An 18,206-nucleotide genomic window follows, 5' to 3' on the forward strand; every position below is an offset into this window, starting at 1 on the left:
ACTGGACGTCAGGCCGGAGGCTGAGTGATGGGTAACATGTTAACAGAACTCACTTCAGTCACCAATCATAGCGCTGGATGCGCATTTGCCACAGCGCCATCTGGTGACGGGCGCGGTAAAATACCGCCATGTCTACGATTCTTGCTATTGAAACTTCCACCGAGCTTGCTTCGGCAGCCTTGCTGTTGGAAGACAGGCTGTATGTGCGCGATACCGACGGGGTCAAAACCCATTCGGATGCGGTCTTGCCGATGGTGCAGCAATTGCTGGCAGAGGCAGGGATTCGCCTGGAGCAGTGCGATGCGCTGGCGTTCGGCAGCGGGCCCGGTTCGTTCACCGGCGTGCGCACGGCTGCCGGCGTGGTGCAGGGTTTGGCATTCGGCAGCGGACGCCCGGTCATTCCGGTGGTAACGCTGCTGGCCATGGCCGAGGCTTGCCGCGAACAGACCGGCGCCAACGATATCGTCCCCATTCTCGACGCCCGCATGGGTGAAGTGTACTGGGCGCAGTACCGGTTCGGTCCGGATGGATGGCGGGAAGTGAGCGCGCCAGCCCTGGCGCAGCCAGTCGGCGTGGCGCCGAAAGGCGAAGTGCTGGCGTGCGGGAATGGATTGCAAGCTTATGCTGAAGCCTTTGCCGGCGCATCTTTTGCTGCCGCTGGTTTGCCTGCCGTGATGCCGCATGCGCGGCATATCGCCCGGCTTGCGCGTCTTGCCTTTGCCCGTGGCGAGACGCTGCCGGCGCAAGAGGCGCAGCCTCTTTACCTGCGTAACAAGGTGGCGCTCACTACGAGTGAGCGCATGGCGAAGGCAGGTGTGGCGGAGGGAAGGGAAACATGACCCCTGCCGGACAGGGAAAGCCGCTTGATTTGCGGTCGCTGATCGTCGAAACCATGCAGGCTGCCGATATCGAGCAGGTAATGGTGATCGAGAACAGCGTGTATCCTCATCCCTGGACACGCGGTAATTTTACGGATTCCCTTGATAGCGGATACGAAGCATGGGTTGCGCGGGAGCCGAACTTTCAGCTGGCGGGCTATTTTCTGGCGATGCCCGTGGTCGATGAACTGCATTTGTTGAACATTAGCGTGCGCGCCGACCTGCAGGGGCAGGGCCTGGGATTGATGCTGCTGGACCGTGTCACTCAACTGGCACGCAAGCTCGGCATGCTGTCGATCCTGCTGGAGGTGCGGCCTTCGAACCAGCGGGCGCTGGCCGTCTATGAGCGTTACGGCTTTGTGCGGATCGGCTTGCGCAAGGCATATTATCCGGCTGCCGGACATACCCGCGAGGATGCGATCGTAATGAGGTTGTGCTTATGACATTTCAGGATTCCCGGCGCACGCGCTTTTTGCAGGAAATGGGGATCGACCCGGTGTGGCGCCTTCGCGAACGTGCTGTGCCGGAGGCTGGTTCGGCGATGATGGCTAATGAGGAGGCGAATGTCGTCGACCATGCTGCCGTTTCATCGGATGAGGGTTTATCCACCGCCACGGCATCGGTGTCGCCAACTGTTTTGACGACGCAGTCATGGAATGAGGAAGCTGCGCCGGCAACGGAATCGCGCATTATTGAGCCGGTTTCGATGGAACGCAGTGACCGTGAAATCGTACTGCATGCCGCTGCCCCCGTTGCCCAGCCGGCCATTCAGAACAAGTCCTCTGCATGGGAAGATGACGTCCCAGCCTGGGTTACCGAGGATGCGCCGGCCGACGAGAGCATTCCTTTTGATCTTGAAGATTCTGTCACCGCCGAGTCAATTCCGGGCAAGCCGTCGGTTGCCGAGATTGCGCGGATGGATTGGCATGCGCTGGAGTCGGCGGTGTCGATCTGCACCAAATGCCGCTTGTGCGAGACCCGGACGCGGACGGTTTTTGGCACCGGCGACCGGCACGCCAAGTGGCTGTTTGTCGGTGAAGGCCCGGGATATAACGAGGATTTGCAGGGCGAACCCTTTGTCGGGCCGGCCGGTAAGCTGCTCGACAATATGTTGGCTGCGATGGGCTTGCGGCGTGGCGAGAATGCCTATATTGCCAATGTCGTCAAATGCCGGCCCACCGGCGACAATGGGAAGGATCGGCCGCCGGCGGCGGATGAAGCGGCGGCATGCCTGCCGTATCTGCAGCGGCAAATTGCCCTGATCCAGCCGGATGTCATCGTCGCGCTCGGCAAGAGCGCCGCGCTGGCGCTGCTCGGTGCGGCGCCCGACACCCCGGTATCCAGATTGCGCGGCCAGGTGCATCGTTATGCCGACGTGCCGCTGGTCGTGACTTACCATCCCGCCTATCTGCTGCGCTCTCCCGAAGAAAAGGGCAAGGCATGGCGCGACCTCTGCCTTGCGATGGCTACCCGTGCCGATGCCGCCGCGGCCCGCTGAAGCTCAGCCTGGCGAAACTTGTCAGCAGCGCTTCTGGCGAAACTGGGGGCACTTGCTCGATTCGCATGTCCGCGATCTGGCATGGTTGCTGGATTCGGCCGATTTGCTGGACCCGGCCGCGCCCCAGTGGGCCGGACAGATCGCCACGATTGCAAAGCCTTTGCCTCCGGCGACCCTTGCGTGGCTGGCTGCGCTGGACCAGGCGCCGCAGCCATTGCATGAGTATCTGGCCATTCATCCATTTACCCGACTGGGGCGGTACGCCGAGCAATTGATGGCGTATTACCTGGAGTGGCAAGACATATTGCGCGGCCATGGCGTACAGGTACGCAACGATGCCGGCGGCACTATCGGCGAGTTCGACTTCCTGGTGCGGCAAGGCGACGAGCTAGTGCATTGGGAATTTGCCACGAAACTGTATCTGCTCGAGCCGAGCGGCGATGGGCAGGCGGCTGATTATTTCGTCGGCCCGAATCTTGCCGATACCCTGGGCGCCAAGATGAGCAAGGTATTTTCGCGCCAATTGAAACTATCTCATCATCCTGCGGCGCAGCGCTATCTGCCGCAACCGGTGGCAAGGGCGCAAGCCTTGCTGAAGGGGTGGCTTTTTTATCACGGACAGAAGCACTATGCCGTCGAGGCTTCAGGGGTCAACAAGGCGCATTGCCGCGGATTCTGGTGTGAGATGGCGGAAATCGACCAGCTCGATATGCAATATGCCGCCATTTTGCCAAGACTGAGCTGGCTGGCGCCGGTTCGAGTGAGGCTGGACGCAGTGTTGGATCGCCAAACTTTACGGGCGGCGCTTGTCGAACACTTCGCGCATGACAGCATGCCAATTCTTGTGGCGCTGCTGGAAAAGAATGGGGAAGAAGCCTTCGAAGTCAGGCGCGGCTTTATCGTGCCGGATGATTGGCGCACCCGCGCCGGCCAGCGCCGCCGCCCGCAAATCAGTTAATGCATTGCCGTTGGCTTGTCAGGTTCAGTGGCTTTCCTCGCCAAGCGGCTTGTGCTCGCCGATCAAGGCAAGCGAATCGTGCTCGCGCTGGTTCGCTGCGTGACGGCGCATGATCATCAGCATGATGCTGGCGACAAAACTGCCGAACAGGATAATGACCACATTGATGTTGAAGTTTGCCTTGATCATGAGGGCATACAATATCAGCATGCTCAGAACGGAAAGATTTTCATTGAAATTCTGCACGGCGATCGAGTGGCCGGCGCTCATCAGGATATGGCCACGGTGCTGCAGCAGCGCGTTCATCGGCACGACGAAATAGCCGGCCAGGGCGCCAACGAGGATTAGCAGGGGATAGGCAAGCCATACCGATTGCACAAGCGTCATGGTCATGACGGTAATGCCCATGGCAACCCCGAGCGGCATCACGCTCAGCGATTTTTTCAGCGGAACGAAACGGGCTGCGGCAACCGCGCCCACTGCCACCCCGCCGGCAAAAACCCCTTGCATGGTTGCCGCTTTGTCCAGCGGCATATTCAACGAATGTTCCGCCCATTTCAGGACGATGAACTGCAACGTGGCGCCGGCGCCCCAGAACAGCGTGGTAACGGCCAGCGAAATCTGGCCGAGACGATCTTTCCAAAGCGTGGTGCAGCAAGTGGAGAAATCGGACAATAGACGGATCGGATTGCGCTGCTGTGCCTTATAGCGGGCGCCGGTGTCGGGAATGCGAAAATTGAAAAGAGATGCAGCGAGGTAGAACACCATGATCACCGCCAGCGCAGATTCCGCCAGCGTGTCGATGCCCGTGCTAATGAAAGGGAAGTCGAAGGCAAGCAGATAACTGGAGACATGCGGATTGACGAGCGCGCCACCCAGCACGGTGCCAAGGATGATCGACGATACGGTCAAACCTTCGATCCAGCCGTTGGCGGCCACCAGCTTTTCCGGCGGCAGCAGTTCCGTCAGGATGCCGTACTTCGCCGGAGAATACGCGGCGGCGCCGAGGCCCACCACGCCATAGGCCACCAGCGGATGGACATTGACGAACATAAGTCCGCAACCGAATATCTTGACCAGATTGGTAACCAGCATGACACGGCCTTTGGGCATCGAGTCAGCAAAGGCGCCGACGAAGGCTGCCAGCACGACGTAAGACAGGACGAAAAACAGTTTCAGGAGTGGGGTCATCCACTCCGGCGCATTCATGAGTGTCAATACTGCAATGGCTACGATCAGGAGGGCATTGTCGGCAAGCGAGGAAAAAAACTGCGCCGCCATGATGGTGTAAAACCCGCGATTCATTCGCATGTCAAAATTCTGCAATGTGTCTACCGCTGGGTTTATACCATGAAAAGCGGCCTATATCCCCAATTTGATGCGTACCCGATTTTCCCAGTCCGGTAAAATGGAGGGCGCTTCTTCATTCCTTTGCCTGTTTTTTATCTGCTTCCATGTCCCGTCCGCTGCTTGCCACCATCGATATTTCTGCGTTAAGACATAATCTGACTGTGGCGAAGCGATGCGCGCCGCAATCGAAAGCATGGGCAGTGGTCAAGGCCAATGCCTATGGACATGGACTGGCGCGCGGCATGCGCGGATTCGCCGATGCGGACGGACTTGCCCTGATCGAAATTGAAGGCGCCGTGCGCCTGCGCGAATGGGGTTGGCAAAAGCCCATCCTCTTGCTCGAAGGCGTGTTCGAGTTGGCTGACATGCAAGTCGTCGCGGAATACGGCCTGGATATCGCCGTTCATTGCGATGACCAGATTCGCATGCTCGAAGAGTCGCGCCCGGCGAAACCGATTGATGTCCACATCAAGCTCAACACCGGGATGAACCGGCTGGGTTTCAAGCCTGATGTGATTCGTGCCGTTTATGAACGTCTGCGCGCCATCCCGGGCATTGGACAAATCGGCATGATGACCCATTTTGCCAATGCAGAGGACGCCGATAATCCCGGCATGCCGCTGGCCGAGCAGGTGGCACGCTTCAGTCGCGCCACCGAGGGACTGGCGGGGCCGCGCAGTTTATCGAACTCGGCGGGCACCCTGATGCATCCGGAAGTGCAGGCGATTGCCGACTGGATCCGGCCGGGCATCATGTTGTATGGCGCCACTCCCGGCGCGCGCAGCGCCGAACAATTCGACTTGCGCCCGGCGATGAGTCTGACCAGCCGCATCATCGGTGTTCAACATATTACTGCCGGCGATGCTGTCGGATACGGCAGCCGTTTCACCGCCAGCGGTCCGATGACGGCCGGTGTAGTGGCCTGCGGCTATGCCGACGGTTACCCCCGCCATGCCCCGAGCGGCACGCCTGTACTGGTGAATGGCGTACGCACCCGTCTGCTTGGAACTGTGTCGATGGATATGATCAGCGTCGACCTGACGGGCATTCCGGGTGCCGGCATCGGCAGCGAGGTCACGCTCTGGGGCGAGGGCTTGCCGATCGATGAAGTGGCCAATGCCGCCGGCACGGTGGGTTATGAATTGATGTGCGCGCTGGCGCAACGGGTACGCGTGGTTGAGCGCGATGACGGCTAGGCGCAAGTGATCGCAGCTGAAGAATAGCGCGGTTGTCGAATTGATAGCGGATTGTTGACATGGCCAAGGCAAAGACCAATTACACCTGTACCGAATGTGGTGGCGTGACCGCCAAGTGGGCCGGACAATGTCCGAATTGCGGCCAGTGGAATACGCTGGTCGAGACCGTGGTGGAATCCGGCGTCAACCGGTTCTCGTCGCAGCCGCAGGGCCTGGCGCAGGCGACGCCTGTTTTGACACTTGCCGATATCGAAGCGGCGGATGTGCCGCGTTTTTCCACTGGCATCGAGGAATTCGACCGCGTGCTCGGCGGCGGACTGGTGGCGGGCGGCGTGGTGCTGATCGGCGGTGATCCGGGCATCGGCAAGTCCACGCTATTGCTGCAGGCGCTGGCCAATCTGTCGCGTGTCAAGAAGGTGCTGTACGTCAGCGGCGAAGAGTCCGGCGCGCAGATTGCGCTGCGCGCCAAGCGCCTGGCCGTTGAGGCGCAGGAGCTCAAGCTGCAGGCTGAGATCCAGCTCGAAAAGATTCTTGCCACTTTGGCTGAGCATAAACCGCAAGTGGCGGTGATCGATTCGATCCAGACGCTGTATTCGGATGCGCTGACATCGGCGCCGGGCTCGGTGGCGCAGGTGCGCGAATGCGCGGCGCAGTTGACGCGCGTGGCCAAGCAATCCGGCATCACCATCATCATGGTCGGCCATGTCACCAAGGAAGGCGCGCTGGCCGGGCCACGCGTGCTCGAACATATCGTCGACACGGTGCTGTACTTCGAGGGCGATACCCATTCCAGCTTCCGCCTGGTGCGCGCGTTCAAGAACCGCTTCGGCGCGGTGAATGAGCTGGGTGTTTTCGCGATGACGGAAAAAGGCTTGAAGGGTGTGTCCAACCCTTCGGCGCTGTTTTTGTCCCAGCACGACAACCAGGTGGCGGGCTCGTGCGTGATGGTGACGCAGGAAGGCACGCGTCCCTTGCTGGTGGAAATCCAGGCTTTGGTCGATACCTCACACGTGCCCAACGCGCGCCGGCTGTCGGTCGGCCTGGAACAGAACCGCCTGGCGATGCTCTTGGCGGTATTGCATCGTCATGCCGGCGTGGCGGCTTTCGACCAGGATGTGTTCATCAATGCAGTGGGCGGCGTCAAGATCACCGAGCCTGCAGCCGACCTTGCTGTCTTGCTGGCGATTCAATCCTCGATGCGCAACAAGCCCTTGCCGCGCGGCCTGGCAGTATTCGGCGAGGTGGGCCTGGCCGGCGAGATTCGCCCGGCGCCGCGTGGCCAGGAAAGGTTGAAGGAAGCCGCCAAGCTCGGATTTTCCATTGCCATGATTCCCAAGGCGAACGCGCCGAAACAGAAAATCGAAGGCTTGACCATTATTGGCGTCGAGCGTATCGACGAGGCGCTCGACAAGATTCGCAATACTGATCTATAGACGCGCGCCATATGGATAGGCTCAATGTCACTTGAGAGCATCGCCATATGAAGCCGACAAATCATGCAAAAGAATAAACGGTGAAACAGCACGACATGCTGAATAAAGAAGAGCTCCCGAAGCAATCCTTGCGTTACGCGCGCCTATTGAGCATTGCCGGCTCCGACAGTGGCGGCGGCGCCGGCATTCAGGCCGATCTGAAAACCTTTGCCGCGCTCGGTTGCTATGGCATGACCGCGATTACCGCCATCACTGCGCAAAACACTTGCGGCGTCCATGACATCCACGCTATCCCGCCTGCCATGCTGGCGGCGCAGATCGATGCGGTCGCTACCGATATCGGCGTCGATGCCGTCAAGATCGGCATGCTGCACGACCCCGAAGTGGTTGAGGTAGTGGCTGATGCGATCCGACGCTATGAGTGGCAACACGTGGTGCTGGATCCGGTGATGGTGGCAATCAATGGTGACCGCCTGATCACGCCGGAAACGGTAGGTGTGCTGGTACGCCAGCTCTTCCCCCTGGTTACGGTGATTACGCCTAATCTGGACGAGGCGGCCCTGTTGCTGGGCAGACCGTTGCAAGGCAGGGATGAACTGGACTCGGCTGCAATCGATCTGTTGGCGCTCGGCGCGTCAGCCGTGTTGCTGAAGGGCGGACACCTGCCGGGTGAGGAAGTGATGGATGTACTACTACAGCGCGGTCAACCGCATCTGCGCTTGTCGCACCGGCGTATCGCCAGCTTCAATACCCACGGCACCGGTTGCACATTGTCCTCTGCAATCGCCTGTCATCTGGCACTGGGGCATAATCTGCCCAAGGCGGTGAAGCTGGCGCATCGTTACATCCTGCAGGCGATTGCGGAAGGCGCGGATGTGCAAACCGGGCAGGGGCACGGCCCCTTGAATCACGGTTGGAGCGCGTCGGCGACGAAGAAAATTCCTATCGGGTCTTGATCAGCTTGGCTGCCGCTACGCCACTCTGCACCGCAGATTCGAGCGTGGCAGGATAATCGCTCGCCACATAATCGCCCGCCAAAAACAGATTGCTTAAACCTGTCTCGATCGCTGGCCGTGTCAGCGCCGGCGTGCAGACAAAGGTTGCGCGCTTTTCCGAAATCACCTTGCTCCAATGTGGCTTCAGCAATTCAGGCTGCCGCAAGGTTTCGGCCAGCTGCCGTGCCACCGCTGCACTCAAGTTCTCCTGTTCCGATGCGACCGCCAGCGCCGAGGTGCTGACCACTACCGCCAGCAAACCGGCCTGGTTTGCCACCAGCTGGCCGCGATCGAACACGAATTGTCCCCAGTTGCCGCTTTCTGCATCATCAATCAGCGCCAGGAAGGGCTGTGACAGTCGGAGGCTCGCATCGTATTGCAGGTAACAGGTGGTGATGGGTTCATGTTCGAAAGCGGGCAGGGGCGGCGCACCGGGAAGTGCTGCCAGCAGTTCGGCGGCGCGCCCGGGGTCGGTGGCGATAATCACTGCATCAAAATGCTGCGTTGATGCGGCACCGCCACCGCCATTGGTCTGCAGCGTCCAGCCGGCCTCGGCAGCTTCGCCGGCCGGGGAAATGGCATTCACCGTGCAGCCAGTGTAGACGCTGCCACCGGCCTTTTCCACATGGGCAGCCGCATGTTGCGGGAACATCGAGGTGAGATCGACGCGCGGCAGCAGCATATCGGAAGCCGCGCGGCGCGCGCCCAGGCTGTCGCGCAAGACATTCAGGAAAACCTGCGCCGAGGCCCGTTGCGGCGGCGTATTGAGTGCGGCAATGCACAGCGGGTTCCACATCAGGCGGACCAGGCGGTCGGTCTGGTCGAAACGTTCCAGCAATTCCGCCACGGTGCAGTCGGTATGGAGTTGCCAGCCCATCCATCGCGCCGTGCTGGAAAAGCGCGCCAGCGCCAGCTTGTCTTCACGAGCAAGGCCCTTGGCACGCAGCAGCGCCGCCAGCAAGTGCAGCGGCGCCGGCAGGCGCGGTGCGAGGAAATCCATGCCGCCGGAATCCGGCGCATAGCGCATCTGCAGCGGCAGGCGCAGGAATGCATCCGTAGCCTTGATGCCGACGGTTTGCATCAGTCGCAGCGTTTCCCGATAGGCGCCCAGCAGGATGTGCTGGCCATTGTCGAGCAGCATACCGTTCAGTTCGACCGCGCGAGCGCGTCCACCCAGAGTGCGGGCGCGTTCGAATAGCGTGACTTGATGGCCGCGGCGGCTGGCTTCGACCGCTGCCGCACAACCGGCCCAGCCGGCGCCGATCACGGCAACTTTTCGCGCTGAAGACTTCATGCGTGCGTTTGCCTAACCTCGCACATAGGTCTTCCAGGCGAGCCACAGCTTGCGGATCGGCGTGAGAGAGATGCGCTGATTCAGCACATGAAAGCCATCACGCTCGATTTCATCGAGCAGGGTACGGTAAATCGACGCCATGATCAGCCCTGGGCGCTGGGCCCGGCGATCCGCATCCGGAAGCAGGGCGAAGGCTTCATCGTAAACCTTCTGGGCCCGCTCCACCTGGAAGCGCATGAGATTTTCAAAACGATCGCTATGGCGCGCATTCAGGATATCGGCAGCCGTCACATTGAACTGCTGCAGTTCATTCACGGGCAAGTAAATGCGTCCCTTTCTGGCATCTTCACCGACGTCGCGGATGATATTCGTCAGCTGGAATGCCAGCCCCAGTTTTTCTGCATACTGCAGCGTCTGCGGCTGGGTATGACCGAAAATGCTGGCCGACAGGATGCCAACGACACCGGCCACGTGCCAGCAATAGCGTTGCAAGCCGGGATAATCCAGATAGCGGGTCTGGTCCAGGTCCATCTCCATGCCATCGATGATCGCCAGTAGATGTTTGCCGTCCAGGGAAAACGTCGCCATGTGCGGCTGCAATGCCTTGGTGACCGGATGAGTCGGACTGCCATTCAGCATCGCCGTCACTTCCTTGCGCCACCAGATCAGCTTGTTGCGCGCGACGCTCGCATCGGTGCACTCGTCTACCGTGTCGTCGACTTCGCGGCAAAACGCGTACAGCGCGGTGATCGCACGGCGACGATCCGGTGGCAGGAACAGGAAGCTGTAATAAAAGCTCGATCCGCTCTTGGCGGCTTTTTCTTGGCAATAATCGTCAGGCGACATGAATGAATAATGAAGTAGGCTGCTAGACAAAGGCGCTATGCTAGCCGAATTGGATGCGGGCGGCCAAATTGATTTTGGAAAGGTGCGCCATTACGTCCGCATGCGGAGACTGCGCCACGCCATGATGAGCCAGTCTTTTTTTCCCAGTTTCGGCCGACGGCGATATACGTCATATTGATTGGCTTCTATGCGTTCGAGTATGCGCAAGCCGCCCTGGACCACGAGTCGCAATTCCCAGCCGATGCGTCCCGGCAGTCGTAGTGCCAGCGGTGCGCCGGCCAGCATCATGGTGCGGGCGCGCTCGACTTCGAATGTCATCAAACTCCGCCATGCCGGCGTATCGAGTCCGGCGGCAATATCGTCTTCCGTCACGCCATGGCGCTTCAAATCCTCCTGCGGCAGGTAGATTCGCTCCTTGGTCCAGTCGATCGCCACGTCCTGCCAGAAGTTAATCAGCTGCAGGGCGCTGCAGATCGCATCGGACTGCGCAATATTGCGGGCATCGGCAGCGCCGTAGAGATGCAGCATGAGCACGCCGACAGGGTTGGCCGAGCGCCGGCAGTAATCCAGCAGACTGCCGAAGTCCGCATACCGCTTCATCACCACGTCTTGCTGAAAGGCGGAAATCAGGTCGCGAAACGGTTGCAAGGGAAGGCGATATTCCTCCACGACTTTTGCCAGCGCGGCAAACATCGGGTCTTCCATTCGCTCCTTGCGTTCGATGCGATCCAGTGCCTTGACATAGGTGGCGAGGGCGTCTAGCCGTTCTTGGGGTGTGACTTCTCCCTCGTCGGCCAGGTCGTCCGCGCTGCGGGCAAAGGCATAGATCGCCGCGACGGCAGGGCGCAGCCTTTGGGGCAGCAAGACGGAGGCGACGGGAAAATTTTCGTAATGATTGACAGGCATGCAGACAATATTTTCGTAACTGACTAAAAAGTCATATACAAGCAAAGTAGGCGACTTTATAATTATTAATAACTTACAAGTCAGTAATTAAGATTGGCTCCAGAAGTGATGCGATTAATGGCCTTGGTGCAAAGAGGCCCGTCTCGATCTGCGTCACCATTAATTTTTGTATATCGTTTCCAGCCCGCATGGTAAAGGAAAAATCGTGATCAAGATGATCCGTTCACCGATCCTGGCGTCTTCTTCGCTCAAACTTTCATTTTTCAGCCGTAAAGAGATATCGATAGTCGCATCGATGCTGGCCACCGCACTGGCATTGTCGCTGGCAGGTTGCTCCAAGCCGGCGCCCAAGGTGGAAGAAGTACGCCCAGTGCGGGTCATTCGCACCGCGGCCAAGCCGGTCGATGTGATTGCCGAATTCCCGGGTGAAGTCAGGCCGCGCGTGGAGTCGAGGCTTGGTTTTCGGGTCGGCGGCAAGATCATCTCGCGCAAGGTCGATGTCGGCGCGACGGTGAAGCGCGGGCAAGTGCTGATGCAGCTGGATCCGCAGGACTTGCAACTGGCACAGGCGCAGGCCAACGCCGGCCTGAAGGCGGCGGAAAGCAATTATCAGTTGGCCAAAGCAGAACTGGCGCGTTATCAGGAATTACGGGAAAAGAATTTCGTCAGCCAGGCTGTACTGGACAGCAAAAACACAGCCTATCTTGCCGCCCGGGCCAGTTACGACCAGGCCGTGGCGGCCTATCGCAGCCAGTCCAATATGGCTGGCTATGCCACGCTGGTCGCGGACGCGGATGGTGTAGTCGCGGGCATCGATGCCGAAGTCGGGCAGGTGGTCGCAGCGGGTACGCCCGTGCTGCGCCTGGCCCAAGCCGGTGAGAAGGAGATTGTCATCGGCATCCCGGAAGACAAGGTCGATGCATTGCGCCGAATTAGCGATGTCAAGGTAAGGATCTGGGCCATGCCTGACGCCGTCTTCAAAGGCAAGATCCGCGAAATCGCGCCAATGGCCGATCCGGCCACGCGGACTTATACCGCCCGGGTCGCCATTCCTGATGCACCAGCCGGCGTCAAGCTGGGCATGACGGCCTATGTGACATTTGCCTCCGCAAGTCCGCAAGCGATGCTCAGGTTGCCGCTGACTGCCATATTCCAGGATAAAAACGGCTCCGCCGTGTGGGTCGTGGAAAATGGCGCGGTCAAACCGGTGCCGGTGCAACTGGCCGGCCCTGCAGGCAACGATGTGCTGATTGCGGGCGGAATTGCGCCGGGACAGAGCGTGGTGACAGCCGGGGTCAACCTCTTGAAACCCGGGCAAAAAGTCAAAATTCTCGATGAAGAGAATGCTGGAACGTCGGTGGCTACCTCGTCTGGCAATGGCGCTGGAGCCGGCAAATGAAAGGTGGTTTCAACCTCTCGCGCTGGGCGCTTGAACACATTCCGCTGACGCGTTACCTGATCGTCGTCCTGATCTTGGGCGGCGTGCTCGGCTATAGCAAGCTGGGCCAGGATGAAGACCCGCCGTTCACCTTCCGCGCCATGGTCGTGCGGGCTTACTGGCCGGGCGCCAGCGCCTTGCAAATGGCTGACCAGGTGACGGACAAGCTGGAAAAGAAGCTGCAGGAAACGCCGTATATCGACAAGATCCGCAGCTATTCCAAGCCGGGCGAGACGCTCATCATCCTGCAGCTTCGAGAATCGACCCCGCCCAAGGAAACGCCGGGCGCTTGGTATCAGGTGCGCAAGAAGATCGGCGATATCCGCAATACCCTGCCGTCCGGAGTTGTCGGCCCATTCTTCAACGATGAATTCGGCGACACCTTCGGCACCATCTTTGCGTTGTCCGGCGATGGCTTTTCTTATGCGGAAGTCAAGGACTATGCCGACTTCGTGCGCCAGCAATTGCTGAAGGTGCCCTCGGTCTCCAAGGTCGAGTTGTATGGCGTGCAGGATGAAAAAATCAACATCGAGTTCTCGCACAAGAAGTTCGCGCAACTGGGCATTCCCTTCGATGCCATCGTGTCGCAGTTGAACACGCAAAACGCGGTGGAAGCCAGCGGCGTACTGGCCACGCCGACGGATAATCTGCAGATACGCGTCAGCGGCGCCCTGCAAACCGTCAAGGACCTGGAAAACCTGGAGCTGCGCGCCAATGGCACGACTTTCCGCCTGGGAGACTTCGCCACCATCAGGCGCGAATACAAGGATCCTCCGCAAGACAAGATGCGCTTCAATGGCAAGGAAGTCATCGGCCTCGGCGTATCGATGGAAAAGGGCGGCGACATCATCCGTCTCGGCAAGAACCTCGAAGCCACGGCCAACGAGCTCAAGGCCAAACTGCCGGTGGGTATCGAACTGGAGCGGGTATCGAACCAGCCGGAAATCGTGGCGTCTTCGGTGAATGAGTTCTTGAAAGTCCTGGCCGAGGCTGTCTTCATCGTGCTGGCGGTCAGCTTCATTGCACTCGGTCTGCATACCAAGCCACTGCGCCTCGATGTGCGCCCCGGGTTGGTGGTGGCGTTGACCATCCCGCTGGTGCTGGCGGTGACTTTCCTGTTCATGCATATCTTCAGCATCGACCTGCACAAGATTTCGCTGGGCGCGCTGATCATTGCGCTGGGCTTGCTGGTGGATGACGCGATCATTGCCGTCGAAATGATGGTGCGGAAAATGGAGGAGGGGCTGTCACGCTTCGATGCCGCGACCTTTGCCTACACGTCCACGGCCATGCCCATGCTGACCGGTACGCTGATTACCGCCGCAGGCTTTTTGCCGATCGGCCTGGCCAAGTCGGCGGCTGGCGAATACACCTTCTCCATGTTTTCGGTGAATGCGCTGGCGCTCCTGATTTCCTGGTTCGTTGCCGTGCTGTTTACGCCGTACATCGGCTACATCCTGTTGAAGGTGAAGCCCGCTGCGGGCGCGGATGGGCATCACGAATTGTTCGACACGCCGTTTTACACGCGCTTCCGCGCCCTGGTGAACTGGTGCGTCGAATGGCGCAAGACGACCATCGTCCTGACGCTGGCGATCTTCGCCCTGGGCGTATTCGGTTTCAAATTCATCGAGCAGCAATTCTTCCCGGATTCCAGCCGCCCCGAATTGCTGGTCGAAATGTGGCTGCCGGAAGGCTCGTCATTCCAGGCAACCGAAGCCCAAGCCAAGAAATTCGAGGCATTCATGCTGCGCCAGGAAGGCGTCAAGAGCGTCACGGCCTATGTCGGCACCGGCAGCCCGCGTTTTTATCTGCCGCTGGACCAGATCTTCCCGCAGACGAACGTCTCGCAATTCGTCATCCTGCCGAAGGACCTGGCAGCTCGTGCAGCCTTGCGGGATAAGATCGTCGAGGTGTTCAAGGAAGACTTTCCCGAAGTGCGCGGCCGCGTGAAGCTGCTGCCTAACGGTCCGCCTGTACCATACCCCGTGCAATTCCGCGTTAGCGGTGACAATGTGGAGAAGGTGCGCGCCATTGCGGACCAGGTCAAGGAAATCATGCGCGCCAATCCGAATACGGTGGGCGTAAACGATAACTGGAACGAATCGATCAAGGTATTGCGCCTGGACCTGGACCAGGACCGCATGCGTGCACTGGGCGTCAGTTCCCAGGCCGTCATGCGCGCAGCCAATACGATCCTGTCGGGCAGCACCATCGGGCAGTTCCGCGAGGGCGATAAGCTGATCGATATCGTGGCGCGCCAGCCCGTCGAGGAGCGGGCCACCATCAGTGCATTCAATGAAGCGAACATGCAGACTGCCAGTGGCAGGACCGTGCCGCTGTCGCAACTGGCGCGAGCTCACTTCGTGTGGGAGCCGGGTGTGGTGTGGCGCGAGGGCAGGGAATGGGCAGTGACCGTGCAATCCGATGTCATCGACGGCATTCAGGGGCCGACGGTCTCCAGCCAGATCGAGCCGCAGCTGGCAGATTTGCGCGCGGAATTGCCAGCCGGCTTCCGCATCGAACTGGCCGGTGCTGCTGCCGATAGCGGCAAGGCGCAGGAATCGATTGCCGCCAATGTGCCGCTGGTGATCTTTATTATCTTTACGCTGCTCATGCTCCAGTTGCACAGCTTTTCGCGCTCCGTGCTGGTATTCCTGACTGGCCCGCTTGGCGTGGCGGGCGCGGCGCTTGCCTTGCTGCTGCTGCAACGTCCGTTCGGCTTCGTGGCCCAACTGGGCGTGATTGCCCTGTTCGGCATGATCATCCGTAATTCCGTGATCCTGATCGATCAGATCGAGCACGACATTGCTGCAGGCAGTCCGCCTTGGATTGCGATCGTCGAATCGGCGGTGCGGCGCTTCCGTCCGATCATCCTGACGGCTGCGGCCGCCGTGTTGGCGATGATTCCGCTGTCGCGTTCGGTGTTCTGGGGGCCGATGGCAGTGGCGATCATGGGTGGTCTGATCATCGCGACCGGCCTGACGCTGTTGTTCCTGCCGGCCTTGTATGCGGCGTGGTTCCGGGTTAAGAAACCGCGGTAAACGATACGCCCGCCAATCGTGCAAGTGACGAAGCAACTCGCTTATTGTCGTTGCGATAAAGCGCAGTGAGCGCGCGTATGTCAAAAAACAGGCAATTGGAGAAAAAATCCAGTAAAATGCCGGGTTGAAGTTGAAGAGCCAATAACAACGGCTTCGAGACTGCGGCATTTGTCCCAGGCTCCGACGGGGCGACCAGGGTTCACTTCAGGGTCGCCCCTTGTTATTTGGCTCAGCTCACAGATCATCCCGCGAGGATGGCGAAATTGGTAGACGCACCAGGTTTAGGTCCTGACGCCAGCAATGGTGTGGGGGTTCGAGTCCCCCTCCTCGCACCACAGTATTAATTCATTTATTGGACGATTCACATGGCAACTGCAGTTGAAACCCTGGAAAAGCTCGAGCGCCGCATCACCCTGACCGTTCCTGTCGAGGAAGTCAAACAGGAAGTGGAAAAACGCCTGAAGGTGCGTGCGCGCACTGCCAAGGCTCCTGGTTTCCGTCCGGGCAAAGTGCCGATGAAAATGGTCGCCCAACAATATGGCTACCAGGTTGAATCCGAAGTCCTGAACGACAAGATTGGCCGCGCCTTCAATGAAGCAACCAATGCCAACAACCTGCGTGTTGCCGGCTTCCCGAAGATCGAGCCGAAAGGCAGCGAAGGCGCGCCGGAAGGCATGATCGCTTTCGACGCGACTTTCGAAGTCTATCCGGAAGTGAAGCTTGGCGACCTGTCCGCTGCCGAAGTGGAAAAGGTTTCCTCGCCGGTGAGCGATGCTGAAATCGACAAGACTATCGACATCCTGCGCAAGCAGCGCGTGCACTACCACGTCAAGGGCGAGCAAGGCGCGCACGGCGACGGCGGTCCGGACCAGACTGCCCAGAACGGCGACCGCGTGACTGTCGACTTCGTCGGCAAGATCGATGGCGTGGAATTCGCCGGCGGCAAGGCTGAAGACTATCCGTTCGTGCTCGGCGAAGGCCGCATGCTGCCGGAATTCGAAGCCGCCACTATCGGCCTGAAGGTCGGTGAGTCCAAGACTTTCCCGCTGTCCTTCCCGGAGGATTATCACGGCAAGGATGTGGCTGGCAAAACCGCCGAATTCACCATTACCCTGAAGAAGCTCGAGTGGGCTCACCTGCCGGAAGTCGATGCCGAATTCGCCAAGTCTTTGGGCATCGCCGATGGCGACCTGGCCAAGATGCGCGCCGACATCAAGGCCAACCTGGAGCGTGAAGTCAACAACCGCGCCAAGGCCAAGACCAAGGATAGCGTGATGGATGCGCTGATCAAAGCATCCGAACTGGAAGTGCCGAACGCACTGCTGGACCAGGAAGTCGAGCGCATATCCGAGATGACACGTCAGGATATGGCACAGCGCGGCATGAATGTCGGTAACGTGCCGTTCCCGCCGGAGCTGTTCAAGCCGCAAGCCGAACGTCGCGTGCGCCTGGGTTTGATCCTGGCCGAACTGGTCAAGGCTAATAACTTGCAGGCAACCCCCGAACAGGTCAAGGCACAAGTCGAGGAATTCGCGCAAAGTTACGAAGACCCGCAGCAAGTGGTGAAGTATTATTTTGGTGACCGTCGTCGCCTGGCTGAAGTTGAGGCCCTTGTTTTGGAAGAAAACGTCGTCAACTATGTCCTGGGCAAAGCCAAGGTGACCGACAAGACGGTCGAGTTTGATGAATTGATGGGCAATAACGCGCAGGCCTAAAGCGCGGATTGCTCTCCATAAAGGAAGCTAGATGACACGCATGACTGGAAACTCCGCACTCGACACCGAAATGCTCGGCATGGTGCCGATGGTGATCGAGCAAAGCGGGCGCGGTGAGCGCGCCTATGATATTTACTCGCGCCTGCTGAAGGAACGCGTGATTTTCCTGGTCGGCCCGGTCAACGACCATACGGCCAACCTGATCGTGGCGCAGATGCTGTTCCTGGAGAGCGAAAACCCGGACAAGGATATCTCCCTGTACATCAACTCTCCCGGAGGCTCGGTTTCGGCCGGCCTCGCAATTTTCGATACGATGCAGTTCATCAAGCCTGACGTATCGACCTTGTGCACCGGTTTGGCAGCGTCCATGGGCGCATTCCTGCTGGCTGCCGGCGCCAAGGGCAAGCGCTTCTCGCTGCCGAATTCGCGTATCATGATTCACCAGCCGCTGGGCGGCGCCCAGGGGCAGGCTACCGATATCGAGATTCAGGCGCGCGAGATTCTGTATCTGCGTGATCGTCTGAATCATATCCTGTCGGAAAAAACTGGTCAGCCGATCGAGAAAATTCGCGCAGATACCGAGCGTGATAACTTCATGTCGGCCGATCAGGCAGTCGACTACGGCATGATCGACAAGGTTCTGACCAGCCGAGCGTAA

At 59.4% G+C, this 18,206-nt stretch carries 15 protein-coding genes and 1 tRNA gene; 12 read left to right on the plus strand and 4 right to left on the minus strand.

Translation table 11 applies throughout. From position 1 onward, the window contains the following. Positions 1-128: 128 nt before the first annotated feature. Genes tsaB through EDC30_RS00870 form a run of 4 tightly spaced genes read left to right on the plus strand, consistent with a single transcriptional unit; the run spans position 129 to position 3,334 of the window. Complete coding sequence (gene tsaB, locus EDC30_RS00855) at positions 129-839, plus strand: tRNA (adenosine(37)-N6)-threonylcarbamoyltransferase complex dimerization subunit type 1 TsaB (RefSeq protein WP_132256418.1); 711 nt, start codon at positions 129-131, stop codon at positions 837-839. Next, a complete protein-coding gene (gene rimI / locus EDC30_RS00860) occupies positions 836-1,321 on the plus strand; it encodes a ribosomal protein S18-alanine N-acetyltransferase (protein WP_243656596.1) in 486 nt (161 codons plus the stop codon). The genes tsaB and rimI overlap by 4 nt, the downstream gene beginning before the upstream one ends. Continuing rightward, positions 1,318-2,376: a uracil-DNA glycosylase gene (locus EDC30_RS00865; RefSeq protein WP_243656597.1), complete on the plus strand. Its 1,059-nt coding sequence runs from the start codon at positions 1,318-1,320 to the stop codon at positions 2,374-2,376. Before rimI ends, EDC30_RS00865 begins: the two co-directional genes overlap by 4 nt. After that, entirely contained in the window at positions 2,357-3,334 is a 978-nt protein-coding gene (locus EDC30_RS00870) for a DUF1853 family protein (protein WP_132256419.1), read from the plus strand. Before EDC30_RS00865 ends, EDC30_RS00870 begins: the two co-directional genes overlap by 20 nt. Positions 3,335-3,358: 24 nt before the next feature. Here the strand turns inward: EDC30_RS00870 and lplT are convergent, their stop codons facing one another. Further along, positions 3,359-4,639: a lysophospholipid transporter LplT gene (gene lplT / locus EDC30_RS00875; RefSeq protein ID WP_132257207.1), complete on the minus strand. Its 1,281-nt coding sequence runs from the start codon at positions 4,637-4,639 to the stop codon at positions 3,359-3,361. Positions 4,640-4,788: 149 nt separating this feature from the next. Between lplT and alr the strand changes: the two genes are divergently transcribed. The 3 genes from alr to thiD all read left to right on the plus strand — a co-directional run bounded on the left by alr (position 4,789) and on the right by thiD (position 8,269). After that, positions 4,789-5,880 (plus strand): alanine racemase, encoded by a 1,092-nt coding sequence (alr, locus tag EDC30_RS00880; RefSeq protein WP_132256421.1) that lies wholly within the window; start codon positions 4,789-4,791, stop codon positions 5,878-5,880. A gap of 59 nt (positions 5,881-5,939) precedes the next feature. Continuing rightward, on the plus strand, positions 5,940-7,313 hold the full coding sequence (gene radA / locus EDC30_RS00885) for a DNA repair protein RadA (RefSeq protein ID WP_132256422.1): 1,374 nt from the start codon (positions 5,940-5,942) through the stop codon (positions 7,311-7,313). A 95-nt stretch (positions 7,314-7,408) separates the two neighbouring features. Further along, a complete protein-coding gene (gene thiD / locus EDC30_RS00890; RefSeq protein ID WP_132256424.1) occupies positions 7,409-8,269 on the plus strand; it encodes a bifunctional hydroxymethylpyrimidine kinase/phosphomethylpyrimidine kinase in 861 nt (286 codons plus the stop codon). Here thiD and hpnE read toward each other — a convergent pair. The 3 genes from hpnE to hpnC all read right to left on the minus strand — a co-directional run bounded on the left by hpnE (position 8,256) and on the right by hpnC (position 11,354). Beyond that, positions 8,256-9,602, minus strand: coding sequence for a hydroxysqualene dehydroxylase HpnE (hpnE, locus tag EDC30_RS00895; protein WP_132256426.1), 1,347 nt, complete (start codon positions 9,600-9,602; stop codon positions 8,256-8,258). The two genes, thiD and hpnE, sit on opposite strands and share 14 nt — an antisense overlap. Positions 9,603-9,614: 12 nt before the next feature. Beyond that, a complete protein-coding gene (gene hpnD / locus EDC30_RS00900) occupies positions 9,615-10,448 on the minus strand; it encodes a presqualene diphosphate synthase HpnD (RefSeq protein ID WP_132256427.1) in 834 nt (277 codons plus the stop codon). Between the two features lie 90 nt (positions 10,449-10,538). Further along, positions 10,539-11,354 (minus strand): squalene synthase HpnC, encoded by an 816-nt coding sequence (gene hpnC / locus EDC30_RS00905; protein ID WP_132256429.1) that lies wholly within the window; start codon positions 11,352-11,354, stop codon positions 10,539-10,541. Positions 11,355-11,568: 214 nt separating this feature from the next. Here hpnC and EDC30_RS00910 point away from each other — a divergent pair, with 214 nt between their 5' ends. The 5 genes from EDC30_RS00910 (at position 11,569) to clpP (ending at position 18,206) form a co-directional block, all read left to right on the plus strand. Beyond that, positions 11,569-12,753, plus strand: coding sequence for an efflux RND transporter periplasmic adaptor subunit (locus EDC30_RS00910; protein WP_132257209.1), 1,185 nt, complete (start codon positions 11,569-11,571; stop codon positions 12,751-12,753). Next, positions 12,750-15,833, plus strand: coding sequence for an efflux RND transporter permease subunit (locus tag EDC30_RS00915; RefSeq protein ID WP_132256431.1), 3,084 nt, complete (start codon positions 12,750-12,752; stop codon positions 15,831-15,833). The genes EDC30_RS00910 and EDC30_RS00915 overlap by 4 nt, the downstream gene beginning before the upstream one ends. Before the next feature lie 248 nt (positions 15,834-16,081). Beyond that, a tRNA-Leu gene (locus EDC30_RS00920) sits at positions 16,082-16,168 on the plus strand. A gap of 30 nt (positions 16,169-16,198) precedes the next feature. Then, the gene (tig, locus tag EDC30_RS00925; RefSeq protein ID WP_132256433.1) at positions 16,199-17,548 is read left to right on the plus strand and encodes a trigger factor; all 1,350 of its coding nucleotides are present in this window, start codon (positions 16,199-16,201) and stop codon (positions 17,546-17,548) included. Positions 17,549-17,579: 31 nt separating this feature from the next. Continuing rightward, on the plus strand, positions 17,580-18,206 hold the full coding sequence (gene clpP, locus EDC30_RS00930) for an ATP-dependent Clp endopeptidase proteolytic subunit ClpP (RefSeq protein ID WP_132256435.1): 627 nt from the start codon (positions 17,580-17,582) through the stop codon (positions 18,204-18,206).

Origin of the sequence: Paucimonas lemoignei, from assembly GCF_004342585.1 — a bacterium.
In the GTDB taxonomy this organism is placed as follows: Bacteria; Pseudomonadota; Gammaproteobacteria; order Burkholderiales; family Burkholderiaceae_D; genus Paucimonas; species Paucimonas lemoignei.

Bases quoted from the DNA above. Each gene is read 5' to 3' on its own strand.
- tsaB (WP_132256418.1), top strand. From the start codon at position 129: ATGTCTACGATTCTTGCTATTGAAACTTCCACCGAGCTTGCTTCGGCA.
- rimI (WP_243656596.1), top strand. From the start codon at position 836: ATGACCCCTGCCGGACAGGGAAAGCCGCTTGATTTGCGGTCGCTGATC.
- EDC30_RS00865 (WP_243656597.1), top strand. From the start codon at position 1,318: ATGACATTTCAGGATTCCCGGCGCACGCGCTTTTTGCAGGAAATGGGG.
- EDC30_RS00870 (WP_132256419.1), top strand. From the start codon at position 2,357: ATGCCGCCGCGGCCCGCTGAAGCTCAGCCTGGCGAAACTTGTCAGCAG.
- lplT (WP_132257207.1), bottom strand. From the start codon at position 4,639: ATGAATCGCGGGTTTTACACCATCATGGCGGCGCAGTTTTTTTCCTCG.
- alr (WP_132256421.1), top strand. From the start codon at position 4,789: ATGTCCCGTCCGCTGCTTGCCACCATCGATATTTCTGCGTTAAGACAT.
- radA (WP_132256422.1), top strand. From the start codon at position 5,940: ATGGCCAAGGCAAAGACCAATTACACCTGTACCGAATGTGGTGGCGTG.
- thiD (WP_132256424.1), top strand. From the start codon at position 7,409: ATGCTGAATAAAGAAGAGCTCCCGAAGCAATCCTTGCGTTACGCGCGC.
- hpnE (WP_132256426.1), bottom strand. From the start codon at position 9,602: ATGAAGTCTTCAGCGCGAAAAGTTGCCGTGATCGGCGCCGGCTGGGCC.
- hpnD (WP_132256427.1), bottom strand. From the start codon at position 10,448: ATGTCGCCTGACGATTATTGCCAAGAAAAAGCCGCCAAGAGCGGATCG.
- hpnC (WP_132256429.1), bottom strand. From the start codon at position 11,354: ATGCCTGTCAATCATTACGAAAATTTTCCCGTCGCCTCCGTCTTGCTG.
- EDC30_RS00910 (WP_132257209.1), top strand. From the start codon at position 11,569: ATGATCCGTTCACCGATCCTGGCGTCTTCTTCGCTCAAACTTTCATTT.
- EDC30_RS00915 (WP_132256431.1), top strand. From the start codon at position 12,750: ATGAAAGGTGGTTTCAACCTCTCGCGCTGGGCGCTTGAACACATTCCG.
- tig (WP_132256433.1), top strand. From the start codon at position 16,199: ATGGCAACTGCAGTTGAAACCCTGGAAAAGCTCGAGCGCCGCATCACC.
- clpP (WP_132256435.1), top strand. From the start codon at position 17,580: ATGACACGCATGACTGGAAACTCCGCACTCGACACCGAAATGCTCGGC.